General features: G+C 41.5%; 22 protein-coding genes. 4 read left to right on the forward strand and 18 right to left on the reverse strand.

Annotated elements, in window-relative coordinates; genetic code table 11:
• Positions 1 to 111 precede the first annotated feature (111 nt).
• The 4 genes from MHH63_RS13480 to MHH63_RS13495 all read right to left on the reverse strand — a co-directional run bounded on the left by MHH63_RS13480 (position 112) and on the right by MHH63_RS13495 (position 5,191).
• Positions 112 to 2,496: a polyprenyl synthetase family protein gene (locus tag MHH63_RS13480; RefSeq protein WP_339282091.1), complete on the reverse strand. Its 2,385-nt coding sequence runs from the start codon at positions 2,494 to 2,496 to the stop codon at positions 112 to 114.
• Between the two features lie 76 nt (positions 2,497 to 2,572).
• Positions 2,573 to 3,343, reverse strand: coding sequence for a flavodoxin family protein (locus tag MHH63_RS13485; RefSeq protein WP_076302048.1), 771 nt, complete (start codon positions 3,341 to 3,343; stop codon positions 2,573 to 2,575).
• 166 nt (positions 3,344 to 3,509) lie between these two features.
• A complete protein-coding gene (gene cysC, locus MHH63_RS13490) occupies positions 3,510 to 4,076 on the reverse strand; it encodes an adenylyl-sulfate kinase (RefSeq protein ID WP_076302047.1) in 567 nt (188 codons plus the stop codon).
• A 35-nt stretch (positions 4,077 to 4,111) separates the two neighbouring features.
• Positions 4,112 to 5,191, reverse strand: coding sequence for a saccharopine dehydrogenase family protein (locus tag MHH63_RS13495; RefSeq protein ID WP_076184549.1), 1,080 nt, complete (start codon positions 5,189 to 5,191; stop codon positions 4,112 to 4,114).
• A gap of 128 nt (positions 5,192 to 5,319) precedes the next feature.
• On the opposite strand from MHH63_RS13495, the gene MHH63_RS13500 reads away from it, so the two are divergent.
• The gene (locus MHH63_RS13500) at positions 5,320 to 6,405 is read left to right on the forward strand and encodes a helix-turn-helix transcriptional regulator (protein ID WP_076302045.1); all 1,086 of its coding nucleotides are present in this window, start codon (positions 5,320 to 5,322) and stop codon (positions 6,403 to 6,405) included.
• A gap of 78 nt (positions 6,406 to 6,483) precedes the next feature.
• Here MHH63_RS13500 and MHH63_RS13505 read toward each other — a convergent pair whose 3' ends face one another.
• Positions 6,484 to 8,007, reverse strand: coding sequence for an MDR family MFS transporter (locus tag MHH63_RS13505; RefSeq protein ID WP_076184547.1), 1,524 nt, complete (start codon positions 8,005 to 8,007; stop codon positions 6,484 to 6,486).
• Positions 8,008 to 8,283: 276 nt separating this feature from the next.
• Between MHH63_RS13505 and MHH63_RS13510 the strand changes: the two genes are divergently transcribed.
• Positions 8,284 to 8,706 carry a MarR family winged helix-turn-helix transcriptional regulator gene (locus MHH63_RS13510; protein WP_256721010.1) on the forward strand — a complete coding sequence of 141 codons (423 nt, stop codon included), beginning with the start codon at positions 8,284 to 8,286 and terminating at the stop codon, positions 8,704 to 8,706.
• Between the two features lie 80 nt (positions 8,707 to 8,786).
• On the opposite strand, the gene MHH63_RS13515 is transcribed toward MHH63_RS13510, so the two are convergent.
• The 6 genes from MHH63_RS13515 to MHH63_RS13540 all read right to left on the reverse strand — a co-directional run bounded on the left by MHH63_RS13515 (position 8,787) and on the right by MHH63_RS13540 (position 15,050).
• Positions 8,787 to 9,128: a DUF1801 domain-containing protein gene (locus MHH63_RS13515; protein ID WP_076125767.1), complete on the reverse strand. Its 342-nt coding sequence runs from the start codon at positions 9,126 to 9,128 to the stop codon at positions 8,787 to 8,789.
• 256 nt (positions 9,129 to 9,384) lie between these two features.
• Positions 9,385 to 12,915, reverse strand: coding sequence for a discoidin domain-containing protein (locus tag MHH63_RS13520; protein WP_076302043.1), 3,531 nt, complete (start codon positions 12,913 to 12,915; stop codon positions 9,385 to 9,387).
• Positions 12,916 to 13,205: 290 nt separating this feature from the next.
• Positions 13,206 to 13,565 (reverse strand): DMT family transporter, encoded by a 360-nt coding sequence (locus MHH63_RS13525; RefSeq protein WP_076217536.1) that lies wholly within the window; start codon positions 13,563 to 13,565, stop codon positions 13,206 to 13,208.
• Positions 13,566 to 13,582: 17 nt separating this feature from the next.
• The gene (locus tag MHH63_RS13530) at positions 13,583 to 13,909 is read right to left on the reverse strand and encodes a DMT family transporter (protein ID WP_076125773.1); all 327 of its coding nucleotides are present in this window, start codon (positions 13,907 to 13,909) and stop codon (positions 13,583 to 13,585) included.
• 13 nt (positions 13,910 to 13,922) lie between these two features.
• A complete protein-coding gene (locus MHH63_RS13535) occupies positions 13,923 to 14,456 on the reverse strand; it encodes a TetR/AcrR family transcriptional regulator (protein ID WP_076278425.1) in 534 nt (177 codons plus the stop codon).
• A 117-nt stretch (positions 14,457 to 14,573) separates the two neighbouring features.
• Positions 14,574 to 15,050 carry a GNAT family N-acetyltransferase gene (locus MHH63_RS13540; protein ID WP_076302042.1) on the reverse strand — a complete coding sequence of 159 codons (477 nt, stop codon included), beginning with the start codon at positions 15,048 to 15,050 and terminating at the stop codon, positions 14,574 to 14,576.
• Between the two features lie 123 nt (positions 15,051 to 15,173).
• Here MHH63_RS13540 and MHH63_RS13545 point away from each other — a divergent pair, with 123 nt between their 5' ends.
• Entirely contained in the window at positions 15,174 to 16,841 is a 1,668-nt protein-coding gene (locus MHH63_RS13545; RefSeq protein ID WP_248548233.1) for a ribonuclease J, read from the forward strand.
• Between the two features lie 72 nt (positions 16,842 to 16,913).
• On the opposite strand, the gene MHH63_RS13550 is transcribed toward MHH63_RS13545, so the two are convergent.
• Entirely contained in the window at positions 16,914 to 18,029 is a 1,116-nt protein-coding gene (locus MHH63_RS13550) for a phosphotransferase (protein ID WP_076302041.1), read from the reverse strand.
• A 110-nt stretch (positions 18,030 to 18,139) separates the two neighbouring features.
• Positions 18,140 to 19,696 carry an ABC-F family ATP-binding cassette domain-containing protein gene (locus MHH63_RS13555; protein WP_036677991.1) on the reverse strand — a complete coding sequence of 519 codons (1,557 nt, stop codon included), beginning with the start codon at positions 19,694 to 19,696 and terminating at the stop codon, positions 18,140 to 18,142.
• Positions 19,697 to 19,927: 231 nt separating this feature from the next.
• Between MHH63_RS13555 and MHH63_RS13560 the strand changes: the two genes are divergently transcribed.
• Positions 19,928 to 20,512: an AAA family ATPase gene (locus MHH63_RS13560; protein ID WP_076302040.1), complete on the forward strand. Its 585-nt coding sequence runs from the start codon at positions 19,928 to 19,930 to the stop codon at positions 20,510 to 20,512.
• Positions 20,513 to 20,854: 342 nt separating this feature from the next.
• Here the strand turns inward: MHH63_RS13560 and MHH63_RS13565 are convergent, their stop codons facing one another.
• From MHH63_RS13565 to MHH63_RS13585, 5 genes are all read right to left on the reverse strand, one after another.
• Entirely contained in the window at positions 20,855 to 21,742 is an 888-nt protein-coding gene (locus MHH63_RS13565; RefSeq protein ID WP_341171661.1) for an RsiV family protein, read from the reverse strand.
• A gap of 1 nt (position 21,743) precedes the next feature.
• Positions 21,744 to 22,250 carry an RNA polymerase sigma factor gene (locus MHH63_RS13570; RefSeq protein WP_341171662.1) on the reverse strand — a complete coding sequence of 169 codons (507 nt, stop codon included), beginning with the start codon at positions 22,248 to 22,250 and terminating at the stop codon, positions 21,744 to 21,746.
• 90 nt (positions 22,251 to 22,340) lie between these two features.
• Positions 22,341 to 24,206 carry an acyltransferase family protein gene (locus MHH63_RS13575; protein ID WP_341171663.1) on the reverse strand — a complete coding sequence of 622 codons (1,866 nt, stop codon included), beginning with the start codon at positions 24,204 to 24,206 and terminating at the stop codon, positions 22,341 to 22,343.
• A gap of 170 nt (positions 24,207 to 24,376) precedes the next feature.
• Positions 24,377 to 25,447 (reverse strand): stalk domain-containing protein, encoded by a 1,071-nt coding sequence (locus MHH63_RS13580; RefSeq protein WP_341171664.1) that lies wholly within the window; start codon positions 25,445 to 25,447, stop codon positions 24,377 to 24,379.
• Between the two features lie 72 nt (positions 25,448 to 25,519).
• The gene (locus tag MHH63_RS13585; protein WP_076184650.1) at positions 25,520 to 25,981 is read right to left on the reverse strand and encodes an NUDIX hydrolase; all 462 of its coding nucleotides are present in this window, start codon (positions 25,979 to 25,981) and stop codon (positions 25,520 to 25,522) included.
• Positions 25,982 to 25,994: the final 13 nt, after the last annotated feature.

Below are 25,994 nucleotides of genomic sequence, written 5' to 3' on the forward strand. Positions count from 1 at the left end.
ATAAAGTCATCGTTCTGAGGTTCTTATAAGTAAGACGGAGTTGAACGTAAAAACGATTGATTTTTTTCATAAAAAAGTGCTGGCAAAGATGCCAACACTCCATTTTCATATTTATCGATCACGATTAACCATATAATTCAATAGATGTTTTAAAAAATTGATATTGCGGGGGATCTCTTTTAGCGCCTCCATGGCAAGACAATAGTGCTCCCACATCTCTTTTCTAGCGCCTTCTGAACCCAGAATGGAGACAAACGTTGCATTGTTATTCTCAACATCCTGCCCTGTGGGCTTACCCAGTAATTGTAAATCCCCTTCCAAGTCGAGTAAATCATCTTTAATCTGAAAAGCAATCCCCGCATGATAAGCGAATTTCTTCAAAGCTTCAATTTCTGTCTCCTTAACCTGTGCGAGAATCGCTGGCATAACTAGTGAAGCTTCGAACGCAATGCCCGTCTTATAGAAGCAAATCATATTTAATTGCTCTAGCGTCAATGCTTTCCCTTTAGAATTCAAATCCATCGCTTGCCCCATGCAGGTATCTTCCGCCTTTTGAGCTGAATATTGCATTAAAGCAATTACGGATATAGAATCGAATGTATGAAGGGATGCCTGTTCCTCAATCGACTTCTGAATTAGAAAGAGTCCTGTCAATTCCGCCGTTGCGCTATTATACACCTCATGTAGAGTTGAACGGCCTCTTCGAGTGGGGGCATTATCCTGAGAGGGCAGATCATCGAAAATTAAGGATGCAGTATGCATATATTCCAAAGACCTCAAAAGCGGCACAATTGCCGCACTGTCTAATCCGTATTCGTTCACCCCCATAACCCAAGTGAGGATAGGTCGTATTCGCTTGCCATCACCCTCTAAACTATAATTGGCTGCATCAATTAACATTTCTTTCATAGCTGGTGTCCCAACAGGTTTATTAATCGGCAATTGATTGTTGATTTCACCACGAACCTTTTGAATCGTATTGTGAAAATCCACCTTTTCCTGCTTGTTGTTTTTTAAATTCATAAGCATTTGATCTCTTAGTAGTTTGTCAAAAAAATCCACATCATCAGCTTTCAACACCATTTGCTGCACGAGACGATTAAATTCGGGTTGACCCGAAGCAAAGATCTCCATAATCTCTTTATACTTTTCAGTACCCACACGTACTTTACAACGCTTCAAACCGTTAATTGCTCGATCTAGAATCACTTCACGGGTTTTGGCATCGGAGTGATATACGGAATGGATTAGATGAGAGATGACGGTCCAGTATAATTCAAAAGGGTTTATCAAATCTGAACGTTGATCACGGTATTTCAGAAAATAGGTATACGGCGTTACCGCTCCCTCTTTCATATCGTCAAACATATCTGCAAAATCATCAGCCAGTTGATTGTAAAGACCATAATAAAAAGTGCGTTGATCAAATCCATCATCTGTAGGTGCACAAATAACGGATCGGACAATTAAACGGGAAGAAGAGGATTTTAAGATAATGGGGATATAAAGCTCTTCATTGGTGTATTTAGCATTGGAAAGTTCCTTAACACGGTCCAGCTCCTGAGATTGAAAAAACACAAAGGATTGCTCGAAGAATATGTTCTGCATTTCTGGACGTTGATAGCTTTTAATATATTCGAAAGCTTCACTAAGCTCCGAATGTACGTATCGAATGAATTCCATGTTCTCTCCGGACCATTCTTCAAGCTCAGGCACAGATCTAGTAAGGATAGCGTCGCGTATCATGAGGGAAAATTGCTCTTTTTCTTGAACCGTTAAGACACTGGAATCGAGAAGATCATCAATAAAAGGGTAAGTCAGCCCATAAGAATAACCAAGTCTAATGGCTTCACTAAGCTTCTTAGAACGTTCCAAAGGTGGGGTACTCTCCCCCATTTCCTCCATTACATGCAGAATGACCCCGATAATGATCTTAATTAACTTACGCTGTGCTTGTTCGGCATTCATTTCCTGCGGAATATGGGTTGATACGTTCTTTAGCTTGTCGATCACCCAGATGGTGGCGGTCTCGACGCCTTCTTTCTGCGCCCAGCGATATACTCCTGCCAAGCTCATAAATTCCGATTGATCTCTTATCGTTGTTGAATCGTCTGGGATCAATTGAGATCTAATGTCAGCAACCATTCGCTGAATCCTGTTTTGTGTATCAGTAGAATCCAAGGCTTTGCCCAGATCCCTCATATATAAATAGGACACGCTGCGATCTAAATAATCATCCAATTTACCGTTAAGATTTAGCCAGCCTATATACCTATGATAATCCTGCGAATCAGGTTTCCTTTTCCCTCTAGAGAAAAATGACAACCATGAGCGGCGATGAATATGATGTTTTTTCCATAATTGAATATCTTCAGTGAGAGTAGATACATAAGTTTTTTCTTTGAACTGCATGTGCAGTGAAACAAAATACTGAGCCGCCCTCTGCTCAGCTAGCGAATAGGCTGAATCGGCATGTTCGGTTACATTCACATTCATAGGTGGATTACCTCAACTTCTCTTTTGGTTAATTGTCGGTCATGTTCATATCTTATACGGAGAAGTGTCTTTATGGTTACGAATTCTTCGCCATACGTTTCCCAATAAAGTCAAAGATCAGACCCGCTGTCCTTTTTATAGGACCCAATGAAACAGGATAATAATAACCCGACTCAAACCAGCCTTGTTCTTTGTAATAACGATAATCCTTGGAATGATCATCAAGCATTGTTTTTATACTTGTACGTGACATTCGAAACAGCATTAATCTGAGAAAAGAAGGAACTGGAGTCTTGGGCGACATAAGGTCCTTATAGAATCTTTCGGAGGCTTTCTTTATTTCTCTCGTCATTTTTTTCTGCGCAACTTCTGTTCTTGGCTCCAAAGTAGTCAAGACACAGCCTTTTGTAACTTGAAATCCGAAATTCTCGCCCATATTACTAAGGTATTTCACAATTTTGCTGCCTCCAAAGATCCCCTGATTGACAATAGCCGTGAAGGTTTTCCCGAAGAATCGAGGTCTATGAAATACAAAAGCAAGCCGGTCCAAGAGGGTCTTCATCGGTGCCGATACATGAAATGCATAATTAGGCGTGGCGAAAATAATTCCGTCAGAATGGATCATTTTCTCCATCAATACATCGCGATCATCCTTTAGTGGACAATATTCCTCACCTTTATTGAAACATATCTTGCAGCCCCGGCAATATTCAAGCCGATAATCTTTTAAAAAGACATACTCAAATTCAATATCACCATATGCTTTTAAATTATTGCCAAATTCACAAACCGCTTCAAAGGTCGCATGTTTTTGTTGATTCCCAATAAATGCAGTAACTTTTTTCATTTGAACCCCTCCATATATGCATATTTTGAATAACACCCATCAATATGAATGAATAATATTTTATTCATTCATATTGTAGCACCTTGATCCCTTTTATGCGATATAATTCCATTTGAGAATGCAAAAAAAAGAAGCCCGACTTGACCAGGCTTCTGTTAACTTCCCTCTATATCTTTTTAGCGTAATTATGTGTAACAAAATCAACTAGCAGATTCACACTGCTCTCCATATCGTAAATCTCTGTGTTAACTGTCAATTCGGCATGTTCAGGGGCTTCATAAATAGCATCAATACCTGTAAACTCACGAATTTCACCTTTTCTAGCTTTCTTATACAGCCCTTTAGGATCACGTTGTTCGCAGGTTTCTAATGAACATTGCACATAAATCTCTGCAAACTCGCCAGACTGAAAACGATATCTAATCGCTTCTCTAGCAGCTGAAGAAGGTGAAATCATCGGGACAAGCACTATAAAGCCTAGATCCAAAAACATAGATGCTACTTCGGCTGCGCGACGCATATTTTCTTTACGATCCTCTTCTGAAAAGCCTAAATCAATATTCAAACCTTTCCTTAGCTGGTCGCCGTCGATCACAGCACATCGGATGCCTTGCTTAAACAATTCTTTTTCAGCTTGTTGTGCTAGTGTACTTTTTCCTGAACCTGAAAATCCTGTGAACCAAAACACGCCCGCTTTATGACCGTTCAACAGCTCCCAATCTTTTCTATTCATTCTAAGACGCCCCTTTCTATATGATTAATATTATACTAGTTTACCGCAGTCTTGAGAGAAATGGCTGATCCTAATTCCTTCTGTATATACGCTATATCAGTCATCTGCTCAATATGGTAAACTCCACCTGGGGGTGGTGAATCATATAGATGTTTTGCTACTGCCGCTGTTACTTTTGCCGTAATGATAGATTGATTCTTTCCTTGTAATAAAAAATCCGCATGAAGTAATTTACCTTCTGAATTTCTTCCATGTGCCTCAACCTTAATAGCGAACCCATCATCCCCCAAATGCAGCCGCCCCATAACACGAACAATTGAATTCTTCAGCCAGCCTATTTGCAGTAAGCGAACGGCTCCAGTTCTTTTCGTTATTGCCAGTATTTTAGTAACTACAGCTGAATCAAGACAAAATCGTGTAGAGATAGACGATGATTTTAGTGTTCTGCTAAGTGTCTGTTGATCTGAGAATGGAAAACGGTAAGCATATCGCTTACCCATCTCATCACCAAAATGATACAACCTTCTGTCTGTAAAGCTCTCCACCTCAACCTGGCGATTATCCTGCTTCACTTCGAACTTAGCTGCTAAACTGTCAACTGTCCATTCTAGCGCCGCTTTGCCATGAGAATCACCTAATCCGAGCATAATCGCAATTTCTATCTCCTCAATCTGATCCATCTGCCGCTCTGCTTCAAGGGCCAGGAGATTAGTGATGCCGGGAGCAAGTCCTACACTTAAGACAGCACTTGACCCATTGTCTTCAGCTTCTCTCTTGTATTTCTCAATTTCATTCAAAAACAAACCGTTCGCAGATACATCCACATAATGAATACCGCTTCGAAACACCGCTCTTATAAAATCCGTATCCGTTTGATCTAAGCACATAATGATTAATTTCACTCGTTCTAACTTATCAGTAGGTAAAGGTTTATTAATATCCAACTGCATCGGCTTAATTTTCCCATTAGTTGCTTGACTGAATTGCTTTGCTTTTACAAGGCTTCGCCCTGCAGCATATACTTTTCCAGGATATTTTTTCTCTAAGATTTCACAAATGGTACGCCCTACATGGCCATATCCACCGACGACTACAATATCTTCTTTTCTCTGCATTTTATCACCGCATCCTATATAATAGAAATAATTAAGAACCATTCTCAATTATACGGATATGGTTTACATTCACTATCCCATAAATGTGGGATACTTGTTTTTATACTCCATGACTAGAGGGCTGACCTATGAAAACCATAAGACAACTTAATCATATTAAACAACAAATCATAAGGTTAGGTGCTGTTTCTGAATCTTCACATAGCTACCGTACTTCATTACTGTCGATTTTACGCGAGGCTGTACCCTTTGATGCTGCCTGTTGTACCCATGTTGATCCACAGACACTACTCTCGACAGGTGCGGTTACAGAAGATAACGTGGAATCCATTCATCATCACTTGTTCCAGATCGAATACGGTGAAGACGATATTAATCCCTATGAGCAAATGGTTCATAGTAAAGTGCACGTAGCTACTTTATATGAAGCAACCGAAGGGCAGCCAGATTTGAGTGCTCGCTATCAAAAAGTACTGTCTCCGGCAGGATTTGAGGATGAATTACGCGCTGTACTTGTTCATGGAGATGCGTGTTGGGGGTATCTGACACTTTACAGAAAGTCCGGTCAGCCTGTATTTTCACTGGAAGATTGTGAGTGGATAAGCTTAATGCTTCCTGAGATTGCCGCTAGAATGCGGGCTTTCAGTCTTGAGTTGCCTGAGAGAAATCAGACTTGGCTGGAAGAAGATTACGGTTCCGGAATTGCCGTCCTTTCTGATCAACTAATGCTCCTCTCCTCTAATCCTACAGCGGACCGTTGGTTAGAGAAACTTCGTTCATTAGAAAAAATTGATCACCATATCCTGCCACGACCAATTCGGGCGGTGAGCACACAAGCAATCAATAGTCCCTCTGAATCTTCGGGGATGGCAAAGTCCTGTATCCGGATGTCAGACGGACTTTATCTAGTGATCCGGGCTAGCCGGCTTCATGCATACGACGGTCAGACGCAAATTGCTATTTCATTCGAGCCTGCACGTCCAGCAGATATGCTTCCTATCATTGCAGAAGCGTATGATCTGACGAAACGGGAACAGCATTTACTTGAAGGAGTAATTCGCGGATTATCTACTAAAGAATTGGCTGCTGAGTTACATATTTCTGCTTACACGGTTCAGGATCATTTAAAATCCATTTTCGCTAAAGCAGGTGTCAGTAGCCGTAGAGAGCTTATCTGGCATTTACATTCTCGATATAGCATTTCAGAGAAATAGGATCGCCGAGCTTCTTATCAAAAAAGCCCAAGCCTTTATTAACAAAGGACTTGGGCTTTTATTTTATCTTTTATTTCCTTAATGCGATGCCGTAAATTCTTCCAGCTCAGAAGCAGGATCAAACTTCTCCCTGCTCATCACAAATGCTGCCATTAGAGCTATAACTGATGGAATAATCGCCCAAGCAAAGGTATGAACAAGAGAAGAAGATAATCCTTCGGTGATTTTATCAAGAACCTCAGAGGGGATTTTGGCCCGTGTGTCGGGAGTCAAAATTGTACTTGGATCACTTAGATTAACACCTTCTGGTGCCGCGCCTCCCTTACTGAACATGGAAGCTAGTTTATTCGAAAAAATGTGACTTTGAATAATACCAAATACCGTAATGCCAAGTGTCATTCCCAGCTCCCGTGTGAAGCTAAGTGTCGAACTTGCAGAACCCCGTTGTCTTGCTGTAAATCCATGAATCGCTGCATTGCTTAGAACAGAAAATGATGAACCTATGCCAAGACCCACCAGAAACATAAAAATAGTGACTATAAACCGGGAGGAGTCTGGTGTTAGTGTGGTAAGTAGAGCCATACCTGCTACAAGGAGTACTAACGTAGAAATCATGATCGTGCGATAATTAAATTTAGAGAGCAAGAATCCTCCGCCAGCAGCAGTGATAACAGAACCAATCATCATCGGAAGTAGAACAAGCCCCGAATTTGTGGCAGACCCGCCAAGAACCCCTTGAATATAAATTGGAATGTACACCGAGGCTGTAATAAATGCCGCTCCGCTAAATATCGCCATAACATTACTCGTAGAATAGAGACGATTCTTGAACATGCCAAAGGTAATGATTGGCTCTTCTGCACGACGTTCGATAACAATAAAACCAATTAAAAACACAACAAAAGCCATAAACAATCCCAGAATCATTGTCGAGTCCCAAGCATATTTCTTACCCCCGAGCTCAATCGCAAACATGAGACAAAGGATTGAAGCTACAAGTGTAAAAGCCCCAAGATAATCAATTTTCTCTTTGGAATGCTCAACAGATTCTTTGTAGAAGAAAGCGATCATAAAGAATGCAATAACACCAATGGGTAAATTGATATAAAAGACCCAAGACCAATGAATATAATCCGCTATATAAGCGCCAATAAGAGGACCAAAAATACTGGAAATACCATAGGCAGCACCGAATAACCCACCGATTTTCCCCCGTTTTTCTGGGGCCACTACATCGAACATAATCGTGAATGCAATAGGAACGAGTGCCCCTCCACCAATACCCTGAATTGCCCGATAAATACTAAGCTGGACAATAGAATTTGCCGTACCACATAAAGCTGAACCAATCATAAAAACAATAATACCGAAAATAAAAAATCGCTTACGTCCATACATATCCGATAATTTACCGAAAATCGGCATACCCGCCATCTCAGCTATCATATAAGCGGACGTAACCCACATCAATTTGTCAAAGCCGCCAAGGTCACCTACAATGGTTCCCATTGCGGTTGCAAGTATAGTATTATCCATTGATGCCATAAGTGTAGCCAACAATAGAGCTACTATAATAACCCCAACTTTATTTTTCTTTTCCATGCTCCTTTTTCTCCTCCACTTTTCCCAAATGTTTAGTTCTACTCTAATTGTTAAAGGATTGTGCACAGGCTTCATTCCAAACCATGTGATGTTATACCCTTTGCAAATTAGTGAATAATTCGATAAAATCAAGACAATTAATTAGATGTTCATCAAGCATCTTGTTCATTGATTATCTTGACTATCAAGATACAAACATTTTAAAAGGAGGGTCCTCTTTTGTCAAGAGATCGACACAATCAAGTTACAATTCAGCAGGAAGACTTAACTTTACGCATGCGGGGCCTAGGTAGCCGAACGGTTTTGTATCAGCAAAAAGTAGCAACTTCTCTAGGGTTATACAATAACGATTTTCTATCTATAGATATCCTTCATGAAAAAGGTCCTATCACCGCCGGCGAGCTATCCAAATTAACTGGACTTACTACAGGCAGCATTACCACATTAGTTGATCGACTTGAAAAAAACGGCTTTGTTCGCAGAGAACATGACCTCAATGACCGTCGTAAGGTGATCATTGTCCCTTTATATGAGAATAACGACGTTGGAAATGCCTACCTTCCTTTACACACTAAGATGGTTAAACTGGCGTCTTCCTTTACTGAGCAGGAGCTTGAGCTTATAACAACATTTTTAGGCAAAGCAAGTACCATCCTGGAAGAGCAGATTCACTATCTCAGCACTACAACGAGTAACTAAAACTGTATAATCGTCAAAAAGGACGATCTCCCATGAAGTCAAATGACTTTGAGATATCGTCCTTTTAATATAAGTATGGATCAAAGAGAAGCTGAAGCTTGAGCAACTAAAGAGACCAATTGTGCAGAATCAAATGTGTCTCCTTTTCGAAGCTTCAGGGTTTTCCTTTCAGGTGGTCCCTCAAATACTCCCTCTGGAAGCGTTAGCTCGGTTGTATTAAAGATTACAAAGCTGACTGCGTCTTTTGATGTCGAGATGGCCGCAGCGTATTTTCCATTTTTCAAAAAATGAGGTTTCTTATACTGAATACGTTCCTGCACATCCGGTATAGCCTGATGAACAACCTCACGTAGTGAGGTGGACAACTCCACCTGCCATGATTCTTTTAGCGCTTCAATAAAATCGATTACTTCCTGATTCATTTTTCATCTCTCCCTTTAAGTAATTAAATGGTTTGCCTGAATAAGCGCAGTAAGTTGTTTAACAAAATCAGGAGGTCCTTTAAGAAATCAACACATCTGCAAAAGAATTTCAAAAATTTAATAGTTTAAATTCCCCTTATATTAATTTCTTGTTCATGTAGTCATTATCCTTCTGGCAATTTAGAGATATCCAGCTCGTTTCAAGCTAAAAAGGGAAAAGCTCCTAAGAGCTTCTCCCTCAACCTCGTACATAAAATTAGTGAATCGTTAGATTAAAACCGCTCTGAATATAATTCAGATTCGGATAAGCAATGTTGGAGGTTGTCAGGTTATTAAAGGTTGCAGCACCATTGCCTGTATAGGTGTAAATAGCTGCACCTTTATGTGGACCTGAGAACCGTGAAGTTGTTATTCCATCAAGTCCTGTACCGTTAATATTGATGTTGTTGAACACGATGTTCTCGAATCCACCACCATATCCAAATTGAATCGCATCACGCTGGGTATTAATGATGTCTATGTTATTAAATGTAACGTTCTTGATAGCATCATTTGATGCTTCAAGATCAATTGCGCCACGTTCACCCCCATAAAGATCTTTACTCGTGCCACTGTTAATAATGGTTGTGTCTGAGAAAACTACACCCGTATTATTCTGGAAATGATAACCTGGAAAAACGGTATTCATACGTATGCCGGAACCACCAACTGTATCAATGATATAGTTATGATCAGCCTTATGACCACTTCCTCCAAAGAAAGCAATCGCTGCCGCACGCCAGTTATTCTCAATGGTGTTATACGAGAAGGTATTATTCACACCAGCAGGTGCACCATTTGTGTTACTGGTCCATACTGCAAGACCATCGTCACCATTATTTCGCACACTGCTATTGCGTACAATTGAATTGCTAGTTCCTTGCGAGAAGTTGATGCCGTCTGCAAGATTGTTCCGAATCCGACTGTTTTCAACTACCAGCCCGGTAGCATAAATAGCAGGTGTATGAGCGTAGTCGCCTACCCACATTCCGCATTCAAAATGCTCTACCCAGACATCATGGATAATAGAGTTGGTTCCAAAGTTATCCATAAAACCTTTGTAAATTGCATTTTGTCCATAACGTGAGCGCAAATTAGAATTCATATATACATTACTGAAATCTAGCTTACCTGAAATACGGAGTGAAATACCACCGCCCGCAGCATTAGGATTGGTGAACTGAATATTGGTATGCCAGAGACCAGCACCAGTAATAGTGAGGTTATTGATCATATTACTAGCAGAACCAATCTCCCACATACTGCTAAGATTAAAGGTACCTGCTGGAATATAAATAGACTTTCCGCTTGCCACGGCTGCATTTACAGTAGCTTTAAAAGCTGCCAGATCATCTTGTCCGTCGTTTGCCACAGCACCGTAATCTGTTACAGATACGGAGTTAGCTGGGCGGGCAATTGCTGTTGGAACAGATTCAATTTCAAGGAAATCCACACCATATTCCAAGCTATCTCCATTGTTCTTCTGGATTCGAATCTTATCCCCAGGTTGGAGGGGTGTATCCATCTTCCAGTGAACTTCATCAAAACGGAATAGTGGACGTCCAGCACTAGGTGTATCGCCAGGCATATCACCTGAGAAATACTGCCAGCTGTAGTATGAGGTTAAGGAAACTGTTTTTACTTTCGCTCCATTCACATACACATCCAGTGAACCATTCAATCCCATCCCATCTGCAGAGTCAGGCATTGTAAATCTCATAGTTACACCTGCGCCGCCTTGACCCTGTCTGACCGTCCACTCTAAGTTCGAACCATTCGAAGGAAGAGCTATATAACGCTGACCAGAAGCCTCAGAGGCGATTAATGCTTGATCAAAGGTTGGCGCCGATTTCAATGTCGCGCCACCCCCGAGTGTAGCATCCTCGGTATCATATCGGCTATACGGCATGCTTGCACCACGCGCAGCATAGACAACGAGATTAGAAACACTTACATTATTCGCTTGCTTGGCAGCTATCTCATTAGCATCCACTTCAACAGTAGTGGTGACTGTGTAGTTACCATTAATCGCTGTCCAAGTCCCTGGAATCGCAACATTAACTATTGCCCCCGCTGCTAAGGCACCGTTATAAGATCCATTATAGGTTTGAATAGTGGACCCCGCAGAGTTTTTAAGAACAACGCTTATACCATGTGAACCACTTGCAGAGGCAATGGTTCCTTGATTCTTAAGATTTACATTAAACGCTACATTGTTATTAGCAACAGGATTACTTGGTGTCCATGTAACAGTTCCCACTAAGTCAGAGCTGGACACTGGAGCGATAATAAGTGACGCTGGGTTCGTGTAGCTGTTATTCGCTTCATTTTGTTCGATAACTAGGTTGTCTTCATCAACTTTGGCACTAACTGAATACGTTGCGGCAGGCTTAACTCCTGCGGTAAGTGTCATCGATGCTGTTGTCGATGCTCCAGTTGCTAGTACACCTACCGGAGCTGAGCCTACAAGCTCATTATTTAAATAGAAATTAACAGTAGTAGCTGGAGAGCTGGCATTGCCGATATTCTTTACGATTGCGTTCAGCGTAATCGCATTAGACTCAACCGGATTCGTTGGTGACCAGGACATGCCAGTAATCACCAAATCCGGATTCGGAGCTGGAGTACCGTATACTTCAAATTCGGCGATCTGTCCAGCTGGAGCACCCGAGTTGGCAGTAATATTAAGCTGTAGACGTTTGACAGTTGCGGTAACAGGAATGGTTACTGTATTTCCTGAAGCTGGATTAAACGAATACGATTGTGCTGACACCAGATTCCCAAATGTCGTTGTGTTCTGATTGTGACCGAGCACTTGAATCGTTTGGGTACGTGCTCCCCATGCAGCGGCTGGATTTAACTTTAGAACGATGGAGGAAACGTTGTAGTTTGACCCCAGGTCAAGTATCAATGAACTAGGATTACTGCCACCTTCCCAGTATGTGTTGGTGTTGTTGTCATTAGCATTTGCTGCCACAAATGATTGCGTATTAGAGGATGCGGTAATCGATTTGCCAACCGCGATATTACTGCCCGCAACAGGTGTGGCCGTTGGCGTTGGTGTGGCTGTTGGCGTTGGTGTGACTGTTGGCGTTGGTGTGACTGTTGGCGTTGGTGTGGCTGTAGGCGTCGGTGTGGCTGTTGGCGTTGGTGTGGCTGTTGGCGTCGGTGTGGCTGTTGGCGTTGGTGTAACTGTTGGCGTTGGTGTGGCTGTTGGCGTCGGTGTTGGTGTACTAGCTCCATAAATTTCGAACTCAGATACTTGCGCTGCCGGCCAAGCCGTATTGCCTGTTACATTCAGGCGTACATAACGAGTGCTGGTTGCTGAAAAATCAATCTTAACGGTGTTCCCTCCTGCTGAAGGATTGAACACATAATCAGCTGAACCAACAATGTCAGTGAATGTAGATCCATTTGTGCTGCCTTGAACGGCGAGTGTTTGCGTACGCGTCTCCCAGCCCGTTGGCAGCTTCAATACGATTTGGTCAATACTTGTCTCTGTACCGAGATCTACTTGGATCCATTGCGGAAATGCATTATTGCTGCTTTCCCAATACGTCTCTTGATTGCTGTCTTTCACATTGTTTGGACTATACGTTTGTGATTGACCACTAGCCGTCACAGTTTTGCCCAGCGTCAAATTCGCGCCACCAGAGGCACTAACAAATGTGAACGGACCCGCTGCCAGGTATAAACTTGAAATCAACAGGGTTACTACAAGCGACCAAACGACATACTTGTTGCGCATTATAATCCTCCTCTTAATGTAGATACTCACTAACGTGTCGCCTTATCGGAGTGCTCAAATGATAGCGTTTACAATCAAATTCATCTCAGAGCACATTAAATAACAACCGATCCTCCTTTCAATGTGAGACACTCTCATTATAGAGAAGAAGCGGATCAAGCTATAAGATGTAATTCTACGGAAAAGATATGTGATACCAATATCGCGAAACTACCCTAAATATGGAATCTATTAACATCACGTCCATCAAATAAAGGCCTGATTTCTCAGGCCCTAGTTTTTTATGAAGATTAACTTGTGGTTTTAAGTTCTTTTTCATTAGCTGAATCTGGAGAGTTTAATAAAACCACACCTCCAACTATTAATACTATGCCTGCAAGTGTAAGCATACTAAATGGATCCCCCCATATTACGATACCAACGATGGCGGTTAGAACTGTACCTACACCTGCCCAAATCGCATAAGCTAGGCTTAAAGGTAAAACTCTGAGACTTATGGACAAACTATAAAATGCGATAATAAAACCAATAATAACACCTATAGTAGGCAATATTTGTGTGAACCCTTCTGACATTTTCAGCATAGTTGTACCTATTACTTCGCTTATAATAGCTACCCCCAGTACCCAAAACCCCTTATTCTTGTTCATAACATTTCCTCCAAGCTCTAATGAGATCCACCAGAAAGTTTCATAATGACTACTCCACCAATGATAAGAATCAGGCCGAGTAATTTCTTCAGATTGAAGTTTTCTTTATAAATGATGACTCCAATTAACGCAGTTAAAGCCGTACCTACCCCCGACCAAATAGCATAAGCCGTCCCTAGTGGAATCGTTGAAAGCGCTAAAGAAAGACAATAAAAGGCTGAACCCATGCCGAGTACGACTCCTATTGAAGGTAAAATCTTTTTAAACCCGTTAGAAACCTTAAGCATGGAGCTACCAAATACCTCGCAGATAATCGCTGTTGCCAGTAACAGATATGAATTCAACAATAGCCCCTCCTTACTCCGTCATGTTTATTAATTCTTGAATCACTTTATCTCGTAAATCCTTATCTAAAGCTCCTAATCCGAACATTTCTGAATACCATAAACCGTCCGCTGCCAGCCTGACAATTGTGGAACGTACAGGATCTATTCCATCGTTCTCTATATTGTTTTGCCATACTGAGTATTGATCTTGAAATTTCTTAAGGATATCCGGATTCGTAAAAAGAGCAGCCGAAAGCGCGGTGCTAATCTCTTGCTCTTCCTTAAGATCGTCGTCAATCGCCTGAACAAACGCTCGTCCCCACTTCCCCGTTTCTCTAGATGTATTCGCTACTCTTTCTTGAACATTACTGAAAAAATCACTTGTTAACTCTTCCACCATACTTTTTATTAAAGCTTCCTTATTCGGAAAATGGTGCAGCAGTCCACCTTTACTGACCCCCGCTTCTTTGGCAACGGCTTCAAGCGTAAGCTTCTCCACCCCATTATTTTTAACTACTATAGAAGCTGCTAATAAAATACTACTTCGTTTTGAATTACTGTTCACGATAATCACCTCTGTTATTTACTATACCGTCTGGACGGTTTTATTGTCAAATAAAAAATCATTACCTTAGATCAAAAAAAGCCTGGTAATCCAGGCCTCCAACATTTTTAAAGCAATTCACATTAAATTTTTAATATACCAAGCATCACAAGCGAAATGCTCCGACCCATCAAGCGGTTCATCCAAAAGCTCAAATCCATTTTTCATATAGAAACGGTTAGCTGCGTGCATGTTTTGAAGTGTCTCCAAATAACATTGGTTGTAATGAAGCTTAGCAAAGTCCAACGCTGTATTTAAAAGTTCTTTGGCTATCCCGTTACCTCTAATCGACTGAGATAAATACATTTTTTGCAACTCACATATCTTGTCATCATTCCCGAAAGGAGCAATGCCACACCCCCCTAATACTTCCCCTCCCTCTTCGACAACCCAATAAGCCCGATTCTCACTATGATTATAATCATCTGATAAATGATGCAGGCTGTCATCCTCCCAGGCTAGACCCGAGCGATTCCCGCCAAACTCAATTAGGCAGTCCCTAATGACCTTTTCAATGGAGCTATTATCTTTCATTTGTAATAGTCGGATATTCATGAGTAACGTTCTCCTATCTTTCGATTAGCTTTCTTCAGTTATTATATTGTATCAAGCTTCAGAATGGATAATTATAATGGGATTCAAACATAATATAGAGAAATTTATTTAGGAGGGGCTTCAATGAAAATGGCAGCTAAGCAACTCTCGATTGCAGCATTAGGTGGGGTTCATGAAATTGGTAAAAATATGTATATCCTGCAATACGCAGATGATATTGTTGTCATTGATTGCGGCTCTAAATTCCCAGATGAAAGTCTCTTAGGGATTGACCTAATTATTCCTGATGTTTCGTATTTATTAAATAATATTGATAAGGTACAAGCGTTGGTGGTGACTCACGGACATGAGGATCATATCGGCGGGATTCCTTACCTGCTTAAACAGTTGAATATCCCAATATATGCTTCCCGTTTAACCTTAGGATTAATCGAAAATAAACTTAGGGAACATGGAATTTTACGACAAACGAAACTCCATTGTATTAATTCAGAATCTACGTTAACCCTGGGAGCCATTACTACAACATTTTTTAATACAAATCATAGTATTCCAGATTGCCTTGGCGTAGTATTCGATACACCTGAAGGTATCGTAGTTCATACGGGAGACTTCAAATTTGACATGACGCCTGTCAACAAGCAGTATCCAGATATACATAAAATGGCCGATATTGGGAAAAACGGTGTAAAGATCTTGCTGTCAGAAAGCACTAATGCTGAGCGTCCTGGCTTCACCCCTTCTGAAAAGCTTGTTGGCGCTCACATAGAAGAAGCCTTTTTAAAAGCAGACCGTAGAATTTTTATTTCTACCTTCGCCTCAAATGTACATCGTCTACAGCAGATCATTGATGCTTCTCACTTAACTGAACGTAAATTGACCTTACTCGGCAGAAGTATGGTAAATGTAGTCAGAGTGGCCCAAGAACTCGGTTATTTGAACATTCCGGACGATATGCTGATCGAACCTGCAGAAGCTGCTAAGCTCACTCCGGCACAGGTAACTGTTTTATGTACAGGCAGTCAAGGAGAGCCCATGGCCGCACTATCCCGCTTAGCGAACTCAAGCCATCGATTGATGGAGATCCAGGCTGGGGACACGGTGCTGCTCGCAGCCAATCCCATCCCGGGGAATGAACGGAATGTTTCAAGGATTGTCGATAATTTATATATGCTGGGCGCTAAAGTTATCTATGGTTCACGCAGTGAGCTTCACGTCTCCGGGCATGGCAGCCAAGAGGAGCTTAAGCTAATGCTGACTCTAATGAAACCTGAATACTTTATTCCGATTCATGGTGAATACCGTATGCTGCATCATCACAGCTTGTTAGCGGAGGCGGTAGGCGTCAAACCGGAAAATATCTTTATTCTAAAAAATGGAGACATCGTTGAGTCATCGTCTGGTGTTGTCCGCCAATCCGGTCGAGTGACTGCTGGGCAAATTCTAGTGGATGGCCTTGGGATCGGAGATATTGGAAATGTTGTGCTTCGCGATCGTCGCCAGCTGTCAGCAGACGGCATTCTGATTACAGTGATTACACTGAGCCAAACCGATGGACGTCTATTAAACGAGCCAGACACTATTTCCAGGGGATTCGTTTATGTCCGTAACTCCGATAATTTAATGGACGAGATCAACCAGCATGTAACATCGACCCTTAAAAAAATGAACGAAACGGATCTCGGCCAATGGAATATCATCAAGCAGACCATCAAAGAATCATTAAGTAAGTTCCTATACGAAAAAACGAAACGGCGGCCAATGATTCTTCCAATCATCATTGAGGTTTAATAAAAAGGAGTTCCCGTGGGGAGCTCCTTTTCTCTTTGTATCCAGTTGTAGAGGATAGATTTTAACTACATTTTAACTAAATTGCGCCCATGTATTCATCTTGATACATTCTGTCGCCATATTCCGTTGAATATTAATAATTTGCTCCAATTGGGAAACTCGATCTTGAAGCTTTAGGTTAGTTGGATCCGTTTTTAACTGTGCGGCCAATGAAAAGTATTGAGGCACTTCCCAGATACAACGTAAAGCAGTGCCTAAACAATAACCATATCTTGCAAGGGACTCGTCCCCCTGCCATCCTGAATCTTTTAATCCCTCGATATAGTTTTGGAATAAAGACTCTTTATATTCCTCGTAGCGATGATTAGGAAAAACTCCTAAGCTCATATTTACGCCAAACATTTTGCCAAGGTCTTCACCTATCCCCGATATACTCATAAATTGCCAGTCAATTAATATTAGCCGTTCGCCGTCCGTATCACTTTGAGTTAGCAGCATATTCATTTGACTGAGGTCTTGGTGTGCAAGCACTCGCGGCAAGCTATTCAAAGAACGCAAGCTTCTGTCAATCTGGTCTGTGAAGTCTTGGAACCATGTCCAGATACTACGTTCATTATCATTGTGTAATTGATTTATATATTTTGCTGGATTAGGGGCGTAGATTTTACTCGAGGTAGTCCATGATTTAAGCCAGTTTCTGCAAATCCACTTCTCATCAGGAATTTTCTTTCCTGTCAGATAAGTTCCATTGAAACGACCTAACTGTTCAGCGATGTAATCAAACTGTTCCTTTGTGTAAGCATATTCCCCATCTATTCGTTCCATCCATAACCATACGGTACCATCTGCTTGTTCCTCAACAAGATAACACTTAGGTGCCTTGATTGAGCTAGGAAGCTCGTCGAGAATCTTGGATTCAAAGACTAGAGCTTCTCGTCGCCAGTAATTGTGATGCTGAAGATTATCTTTCTCCGCACTATCTGGCTTGATTATCTTTAATATGATTGACCATGGAAGCTGCTTATGATTAATAGATGCAAAACCGCTTAGACGAAAGATACCCGCTGTTGTAAAGTTAGGTGTTTTATAATCTAAATCTTCACATGTAAAATTGACTATCTTTGCTTCGGATTCTTCAAAAATCCGCTGAACACAGCTGTTAAGCTGATCCATTTTATTCTCTAGCACATAGACCCTCCCTGTCTCTGTTAAGATCCCATTCTATTCCACTAAAAAAAGCCTATGAAGCGTAACAGATTCGTTATCACTCATAGGCTTGTTCATCAAAGACTTACTTATTAGAATACTTTCGTTGTCCAATCTTCGCAATTCCAGATATCGGTTACGATGTCCTGATAAAAATCGGGTTCGTGAGAAATCATAAGAATGCTTCCTTTGTATGCTTTTAGAGCGCGTTTCAGTTCATCTTTGGCATCGATATCCAAGTGGTTCGTTGGCTCATCTAATACAAGAATATTAGTTTCGCTATTAATCAGCTTACATAGACGAACTTTAGCTTTTTCCCCACCACTTAGTACAGCAATCTTACTCTCAATATGCTTCGTGGTTAATCCGCATTTAGCTAGAGCAGCACGTACTTCGAATTGTGACAGAGACGGGAATGTATCCCAGATTTCCTCAATACAAGTCTTGTAATTGCCTTCCTTCATCTCTTGCTCAAAATAGCCAATCTCCTGATGATATCCACGTTCTACTGAACCAGACAATGCAGAGATTTCACCTAAAATACTGCGCAGCAAAGTTGTTTTACCAATTCCGTTTGCCCCAACCAACGCGATCTTCTGTCCACGCTCCATCAACAAATTAAGCGGTCTGGACAATGGAGAGTCGTAGCCGATAACCAATTCTTTTGCTTCGAAAATCATCTTGCCGGCAGTTTTACCTTCTTTAAAGTTAAACTGTGGTTTCGGTTTCTCCTTGGCAATCTCGATGATCTCCATCTTGTCGAGCTTCTTCTGTCTGGACATCGCCATGTTACGGGTAGCCACGCTGGCTTTGTTACGAGCTACGAAATCCTTCAGCTCTGCTATTTCTTGCTTTTGGCGATTGTAAGCAGACTCAAGCTGCTGTTTTCTCATTTCGTAGACTTGTTGGAACTGCTCATAATCACCCACATATCGGGTCAGCTTTTGATTTTCCATATGGTAGATCAGGTTGATAACACTGTTCAAGAATGGCATATCATGTGAGATCAGAATAAAAGCATTATCGTACTCTTGAAGGTAACGTCTCAGCCATTCAATATGCTGCTCATCCAGATAGTTCGTAGGCTCATCGAGGAGCAAAATATCTGGTTTTTCAAGCAATAGCTTAGCAAGCAAGATTTTGGTACGTTGACCACCACTAAGATCGGCTACATCGCGATCCAATCCAATGTCAGTGATCCCTAGTCCACGCGCGGTTTCTTGTACTTTCGCATCGATCATGTAAAAGTCTTGATTTGTAAGTGTATCTTGGATGGTACCTACTTCTTCAAGCAGCTTTTCCAGCTCTTCAGGTGAAACGTCACCCATTCTGCCATACATATCGTTCATCTCTTGCTCAAGATCGAACAGGTACTGGAAAGCACTTCTGAGTACATCTTGAATCGTCATTCCTTTGGTTAACACTGCATGCTGATCGAGGTAGCCAACACGCACCCGCTTGGACCATTCGACTTTACCTTCATCAGGTTGCAGTTTGCCTGTAACAATATTCATAAAAGTGGATTTCCCTTCGCCGTTAGCGCCGAATAATCCGATATGCTCGCCTTTTAGGAGACGGAATGAAACATCCTTAAAGATCGCACGATCTCCAAAGCCATGACTTAATCCTTCAACATTTAATATGCTCATTTATGGACACCTTTTTCTTATTTTTCTCGCTATATTATAAGCAGGATTAACTAAAAACTCAATGGAGAAGCAAAAAATTATCATTTTATGGGCTAATTTGCGAGCAATTTTAGTTTTGTGGACCGTCACTTGCCGAGAATGGGTTTGCGCTGGCGATTGCTCGTCATCTTTTATATGATAGTATGCATAGATACACATTGGAGTTGACTTGAGAACTAAGGAGAATTAAAAATGAATAAACTTGTATTTTTTCTTGGTCCAGCTGGAGCAGGCAAAACAACGTTAGCTAAAGCGATTGCTTCGCGGCGCAAAATACCTTTTTTCGATATGGATATCCTACTACGGCCTGCTGCTGACGCGATAATGACTTTACACGGACTGGATCCGGCAGATAGAGACTCAGCAGAGTACAAAAGGTTATGCCGCGATTTAGGTTATCGAATCACTATGGATGCTGCGCTGGATAATATAAGCTTGGACGTCGATGCTTTTGTGGTTGGTCCCTTTACCAAAGAGGCGGCCAGTTCTGACTGGATCAGCCATGAATTAGCTCGGATCGGGCGTTCCCTTCATGATGTTGAGGTCAAGGTTGTCTTGGTAGGGTTAGCCAACGAGGAATTGTACCGGGAACGAATTCAAGACAGACAATCACCACTAGATGAATGGAAGTTCCAGCATTGGAATGAATTCCGCACTTCTCTTGGCAACCGTACGGTAGAATGGCCGCTCCCGGCTGAAAATATTGTGTTGATCGACAATTCTAACCCGGATATTACTGCTACTGCTGCGGCAGTAGAACGATTTATTTACGGCTAAACTTTCGGTCTCAGATGACCTTATTTCCACATTTATCACCTTTTGTGCAGGGTTTCGGACCCCAGTGCAGCTATTCGTTAGAAAAGTGCGCTTGGGGCGTGTTTTTCGTGCCAATAGCGACGATGCGGTCCGTTAGAATTGTAAAAGTGCGATAATGCTGCGTTTAGGGTCAGTTGAGTCCGATAGCTGCTGCGTCCCCCGTAAAATAACGAGAGCAAACGATGTTTGAGGCTTTGACGAAGCGTTTTGGTTAGACTATCGGACCCAGATGACCTTATTTCCGCTTATATCCCCTTTTCTGCAAAGTTTCGGACCGCAGATGACGTTATTCCCACAATTCTTTTATTGAATATACTTCTTACTGACTAAATCATCAGCAAGCACCGCGGTTGGTATCACAAATTCAACTGAGCCCATATAACCCGGTGCGACATCGTATTTGTTAAACACAATCACAAGCTTACCTTCGGTGTTGATATAAAAGCTCTGATCCTTCGTAATGGAGGTAAACTGATCCGTTGGTACATCATCGCCATACTCAGGGATCCAGTAAACTTTCTCAGAGTCTGCTTTCATTTGGGCAATCATCTGTTCTTTAATATTTTCGCTGATGCGTTCAATGTATTGATCATCTTTAAATAGCATTGGCAATGTAATAAGGATCTGGTTCTCTTTGTCTATCGTATCAAAAGTAACTTCCATTGAAGATGAACCAGCGGTTTCCTCAACATATCTGCCAATGGAGAAAATGCGCTCATTATCCGTTTTCACTTCATAACCTACGTCCAGCCCCAAATGGCCCCCACCTTGTTCCTTCAACGCTTCGATCTCCGCTTGGAACTTTTCGTATAGTGCTTTATTCTCACTTAAATATTTGCTGTTCAATCCAAGCTCCAGTTCTTTATTTTCCATATCCGTAACGGCTGGAACCTTGATATTTGCATCGTAGTTCTCTTCTTCTACAACGTATTCTTTAATAGTCAGCACTTTTATTATCCGATCTACGCCTGGAATGGAAGATAATGCACTAGCTACGGTTGTACTGGTGTTTATGGCTACTAGAAAAATAACTGCGGCCGCACCAACACTAGCCACCCACTTAGTTGTCGTGTGTTTTTTTCTATTGGCTTTAAGTGACTGCTTTATAGAACGGTTTACAATCAAATCAAGTTCATCCGGAATGGGAATATCGGTATACTCTTTATGTAATTCTTGTATTCTTTCGTCCATCTTACTTTATCTCCTTTAAGGCTTCATCATTCAGCTTCACCCGCAATAACTGAAGGGCCTGATACAGCCTTGTCTTTATTGTATTGGTGTTCTCGTTAAGAACTTCAGCCACTTCATTAATCTTCATATCCTCAAAATATCTAAGCACAATCACACTTCGGTATTTCGCCGGCAGCTCTTCCAGTGTTCTTTTCAAATCCATATCTGTATAGCTATCCTCAACAGCCGGACTATAGGTTTCTATTATCTCTGGCTCCATCGTCTGAATCTTCTTGTTTCTGCGCAAAAAGTCTAAGGAAGTATTCACGACAATCCTGTAAAACCAGCTTTTCACGGCATCGTGATCCTTTAGCAAATCCATTCGTGTCATCGCTTTATAAATAGAATCCTGCACAATGTCGAGGGCATCCTCTTTGTTTTTCACATAACTGTAAGCAAGCCGGTATACATTTTCTTTGTTTTCTTTGATACATCGCGTCAATATTTTCTCGGTTTTCCTATTCAACATGGTCGATTATCCTTCTCTGTTTGTGATCTGGTGTTGTAACAGGAGTAAGACGTTTGGTGAGTATAAAAAAGTTTGGAGATTCCAAATAAATTATTTATTTTCTTTTTCCAAAGCTTTAATTAGAATTGATGCATAATACTTGGCACCCTCACGTTTCAAATGAACACCATCTTTGTAGAAGTAGTCGTCTTTTCCTTCACTAGCTGAGTACCAGTCTACTATGGTCGTATTCCTGAATTCACTGGAAACTTTTGAAAGGGTGGAATTCACTGTCTGCTCCCACTTTCTCGGCACACGTGTATTGACCAAAATAATCTGCTCCGCATCGCTTAACGAATTTAGTAGTTTACGTAATTGCTTGGAGTTAAAAGCTCCATTCGTCCCCAGCTCTATGATCATCCGCTTCCCTAACCGTCCTTGTGCTCTAAGCTGATCAACTACCTCCTGTGCCTGCATCATCTGTCTGCCGACCTTTCCATCGATGACAATACCAGGGAGACTTTCTACTAAAAACGGAGCTGCATCCAAAATGACAGAATCACCAATGGCCGTAATATTCTTTCCGGTTTGATTTTTCTCGGTTACCGCTATGTTTCCTTCTGGTTCAACTTGTTGCTCTTCAGTGTCAGGTTTTTGCTTCTCAACATCAGTCGTATCTTTTTCTACGGGTGGTGCCAATGAGTTGTGATCTATTGGATCTTGCGCTGTTCCCTCTTGCTGTACATTCTGCTTATCTGCAACTTCGATTGTAGGTGTGTCAGATTCAGCATTGGATAAATATCCATTGCAGGCAATCGGAATAAGAACCAAAAAGATCATGGTCATAAGAAAGACTGGGCGGTAGCTGCGGCGTTGCTTTGCACTCCAATTGTTCCAAATATCTCTTAATGATCCCCGCCGGAGCGGCTCCTCCACATATTTGTATGATAAGGCTGCCAGTAGAAAACTTCCTGCTAACTGAAGGATAATTCGAAGCACGCCGCTCTCATCTGGATTCCCATTAGGGCTGGTAAGAATAATTACGGGATAATGCCAAAGGTATAAGCTATATGAACGTATACCTATCCATCGCAAGGGTTTACAGCCCATTTTCCGTCCAAGAGAGCTGGCAGGATGAGCAAGCACAGCAATCACTACTGCAGTAATGATAGAGATGATCAAAAATCCACCCCGATATAGTGATTCATCAAACTCGTTAACCCGGTAAACTAGCACCATTAATACCAGCAGTCCCAGAGCACCAATGATATCAAACATATAACGAGATCTTTCTGTGACTGTATTTTTAAGTTTCTGACTAGGCCATGCAACGGCAAGCGCCGCTCCAATTAGAAGTGCAAATATGCGAGTATCTGTTCCATAATAGACCCTGCTTGGATCTGTGCCCGGTACATAGAACATAGCCATGGCTAAAGCTGAGACAGCAGCACAAGCCAGAATCCAGGCAATAAGTTTACTTCGACGAGGTATGATCTTTAGTCCTAATACGAGCAGCAGCGGCCATAGAATATAAAACTGTTCTTCAATAGAAAGTGACCATAAATGTCCGATCGGTGAAGGAGGTCCAAAGCTTTCAAAGTACGAAACATCATGAAATATTAACCACCAGTTATTAACGTAAAATAGTGATGACATGAAATCTCCTGTCAGCCCATTTAATCTCGTGGGATCTATGATTAAGAGCCATATGGTGACAACGATCAGCATGACTATCGTCGCCGGCAGCAACCTCCGTGCTCTACGTATCCAAAAGTCCAGAAGGTCCAATCTTCGATGACGCTCCCATTGGTTAATGATTTGGTCTGTGATGAGATAACCCGAGATCACAAAAAAGATTCCCACTCCCAGCAGTCCACCCCCAGCCCATTTCAAATTCAAATGATAGGCTATGACAGCGAGTACGGAAAAAGCTCTTAGTCCATCAATACCAGGCATATAACGCTTGTTGTCATTCATTCTGTTTCAGTCCTTACCCTTAATTTGTTGTTCATAGGCAGGACGCAGGAGCAGCTCAAAAAGTTCTTTAAACTGGCTAATCTGTTATCAAAAGTAAAAAACACCCACGCAAGAATTACCCTGCGGGATGTTTTTAATAAATCTAACTACTTTCACAAACTTCTAAATGGTTATTTCTGAACTTCAACCTGTAGAATTTCTGATACAAATTGAACAGGTACATAGGTTTTGTTATCTTGCAGAACAGGTGCGGCACCTAAAGCTTTAGGAGTCATTTTTGCGAAGAAGTATGAATCTTTGTTAAGCGTAACACTTGTCCACTGCGTTCCTTTCATCAACTCAGCGGTTTTGGTAGACTGATTCCATTTCAATTCATAGTTTAGTTGACTGGCCACATCACGAAGCGATACCATGAGCACGCCTTTCTTATTCGTGAAAGTAGCTACTTTTTTCAAATCTAGCTTAGTTGTATCCGTTGAACTATGATTTAAGCTGAACCGAAACTCTGGTGAACCTACATAACCTGGTGCAATGCTGTATTTAGGGAATACGATTACTAAGTCACCTTTATCGATATAGAACGACTGCTCAGTTGAAGTTCCTGTGTACTCTTCTAAGAAATACTTATCTGAATCCTTTTTAATCTCTGCCAGAATGTCTGCATCGAGCTTCTCTTTGTAGTTAGCGCCCAGTAGATCCGTTAGTGCAACAGGTTCTGCCTCAGCTATATTTTTCACATTATAAGTATCGATCCGCGGCATGCTTGTTCCACCTTCAGAACCTTCAGTAGTAACAGTCAAGGAGATAACGCCTGCTGGAGAACCTGTTCCATCTGATTTCAGATCATAAGTAATGTAAAGAGTATAAGGATGAAATTCCATTTGATCAGCCTGTGCTTTTTTGCCCATTTCTGCGGCGTCTTTCTCCCACTGTGCCAGATCCTTTTCAGCATGAGAGAGGATAATATCGTTCAGTTCATCTTGATAATGAGTATCCAGCATTCCTGTTAGCTGTGGTACTTTTAAATCTGCAATCAGGTATTTACTTGTTGTGTTAAGTACTTTTTCTTGTACTTCAATGCCAGCAAGGGCTGGTGCCTTCGACGGTAAAGCCGCAGAAACATTAGCTGTTACTTGTGTGGAAACCATAGCATGAACCGGTAAAGAAGCTGCACTCACTCCCATAATGGCTACACATCCAACTGCACTCATTTTAAATAGATTTTTTGTTCTTTTGTTCATATCTCGTCATCCTCCATCTCTATTTATAAGTGCCTTCCGATGACACTCATTAGCTAGGACGCAGGAGGACCTCTAAAAAGTTTGCTGGTTTTCTAATTTAAATATAATTTTTTCAACTTCTGTACCCCGTAACTCTACGTAAAAAGGCTGCACCTTATCATTTAGACAATACTCCAGCCGCAGTCTGAGGTTTTTCCATGTGACCATTTCCAATGCTTGTTCTATCGAAAAAAAACCAACTTCTAAGCTCTCGGAACTAGTAGCAGGTTCGCCGCCGATGGCTTTCCCTAGAAATAGGTTAGTACAAATAGATCGATCAACATTTTGAAAAACTCCGCAGAACTTATTTATCTCTATATCAATGCCCGATTCTTCTTTGGCTTCCCTGATTGCTGCTTCTATAAGGGACTCCTCCTCTTCAACCTGTCCACCTGGCAACTCCCAGCCTCTACGTGGACCTTTTATTAATAAGATTTCTTCTTGATCATTGAATACAACTGTAGCTGCTGAAAGAATATGTTTGGGGGGATTCATATCCATTGTTACC

The sequence above is a fragment of the Paenibacillus sp. FSL H3-0310 genome, assembly GCF_038002785.1.
GTDB lineage: Bacteria > Bacillota > Bacilli > Paenibacillales > Paenibacillaceae > Paenibacillus_AQ > Paenibacillus_AQ odorifer.

What these genes read in the sequence shown, in the direction of transcription:
- MHH63_RS13480 (WP_339282091.1), bottom strand. Translation starts at nt 2,496, where the DNA reads ATGAATGTGAATGTAACCGAACATGCCGATTCAGCCTATTCGCTAGCT.
- MHH63_RS13485 (WP_076302048.1), bottom strand. Translation starts at nt 3,343, where the DNA reads ATGAAAAAAGTTACTGCATTTATTGGGAATCAACAAAAACATGCGACC.
- cysC (WP_076302047.1), bottom strand. Translation starts at nt 4,076, where the DNA reads ATGAATAGAAAAGATTGGGAGCTGTTGAACGGTCATAAAGCGGGCGTG.
- MHH63_RS13495 (WP_076184549.1), bottom strand. Translation starts at nt 5,191, where the DNA reads ATGCAGAGAAAAGAAGATATTGTAGTCGTCGGTGGATATGGCCATGTA.
- MHH63_RS13500 (WP_076302045.1), top strand. Translation starts at nt 5,320, where the DNA reads ATGAAAACCATAAGACAACTTAATCATATTAAACAACAAATCATAAGG.
- MHH63_RS13505 (WP_076184547.1), bottom strand. Translation starts at nt 8,007, where the DNA reads ATGGAAAAGAAAAATAAAGTTGGGGTTATTATAGTAGCTCTATTGTTG.
- MHH63_RS13510 (WP_256721010.1), top strand. Translation starts at nt 8,284, where the DNA reads ATGCGGGGCCTAGGTAGCCGAACGGTTTTGTATCAGCAAAAAGTAGCA.
- MHH63_RS13515 (WP_076125767.1), bottom strand. Translation starts at nt 9,128, where the DNA reads ATGAATCAGGAAGTAATCGATTTTATTGAAGCGCTAAAAGAATCATGG.
- MHH63_RS13520 (WP_076302043.1), bottom strand. Translation starts at nt 12,915, where the DNA reads ATGCGCAACAAGTATGTCGTTTGGTCGCTTGTAGTAACCCTGTTGATT.
- MHH63_RS13525 (WP_076217536.1), bottom strand. Translation starts at nt 13,565, where the DNA reads ATGAACAAGAATAAGGGGTTTTGGGTACTGGGGGTAGCTATTATAAGC.
- MHH63_RS13540 (WP_076302042.1), bottom strand. Translation starts at nt 15,050, where the DNA reads ATGAATATCCGACTATTACAAATGAAAGATAATAGCTCCATTGAAAAG.
- MHH63_RS13545 (WP_248548233.1), top strand. Translation starts at nt 15,174, where the DNA reads ATGAAAATGGCAGCTAAGCAACTCTCGATTGCAGCATTAGGTGGGGTT.
- MHH63_RS13555 (WP_036677991.1), bottom strand. Translation starts at nt 19,696, where the DNA reads ATGAGCATATTAAATGTTGAAGGATTAAGTCATGGCTTTGGAGATCGT.
- MHH63_RS13560 (WP_076302040.1), top strand. Translation starts at nt 19,928, where the DNA reads ATGAATAAACTTGTATTTTTTCTTGGTCCAGCTGGAGCAGGCAAAACA.
- MHH63_RS13565 (WP_341171661.1), bottom strand. Translation starts at nt 21,742, where the DNA reads ATGGACGAAAGAATACAAGAATTACATAAAGAGTATACCGATATTCCC.
- MHH63_RS13570 (WP_341171662.1), bottom strand. Translation starts at nt 22,250, where the DNA reads ATGTTGAATAGGAAAACCGAGAAAATATTGACGCGATGTATCAAAGAA.
- MHH63_RS13575 (WP_341171663.1), bottom strand. Translation starts at nt 24,206, where the DNA reads ATGAATGACAACAAGCGTTATATGCCTGGTATTGATGGACTAAGAGCT.
- MHH63_RS13580 (WP_341171664.1), bottom strand. Translation starts at nt 25,447, where the DNA reads ATGAACAAAAGAACAAAAAATCTATTTAAAATGAGTGCAGTTGGATGT.
- MHH63_RS13585 (WP_076184650.1), bottom strand. Translation starts at nt 25,981, where the DNA reads ATGAATCCCCCCAAACATATTCTTTCAGCAGCTACAGTTGTATTCAAT.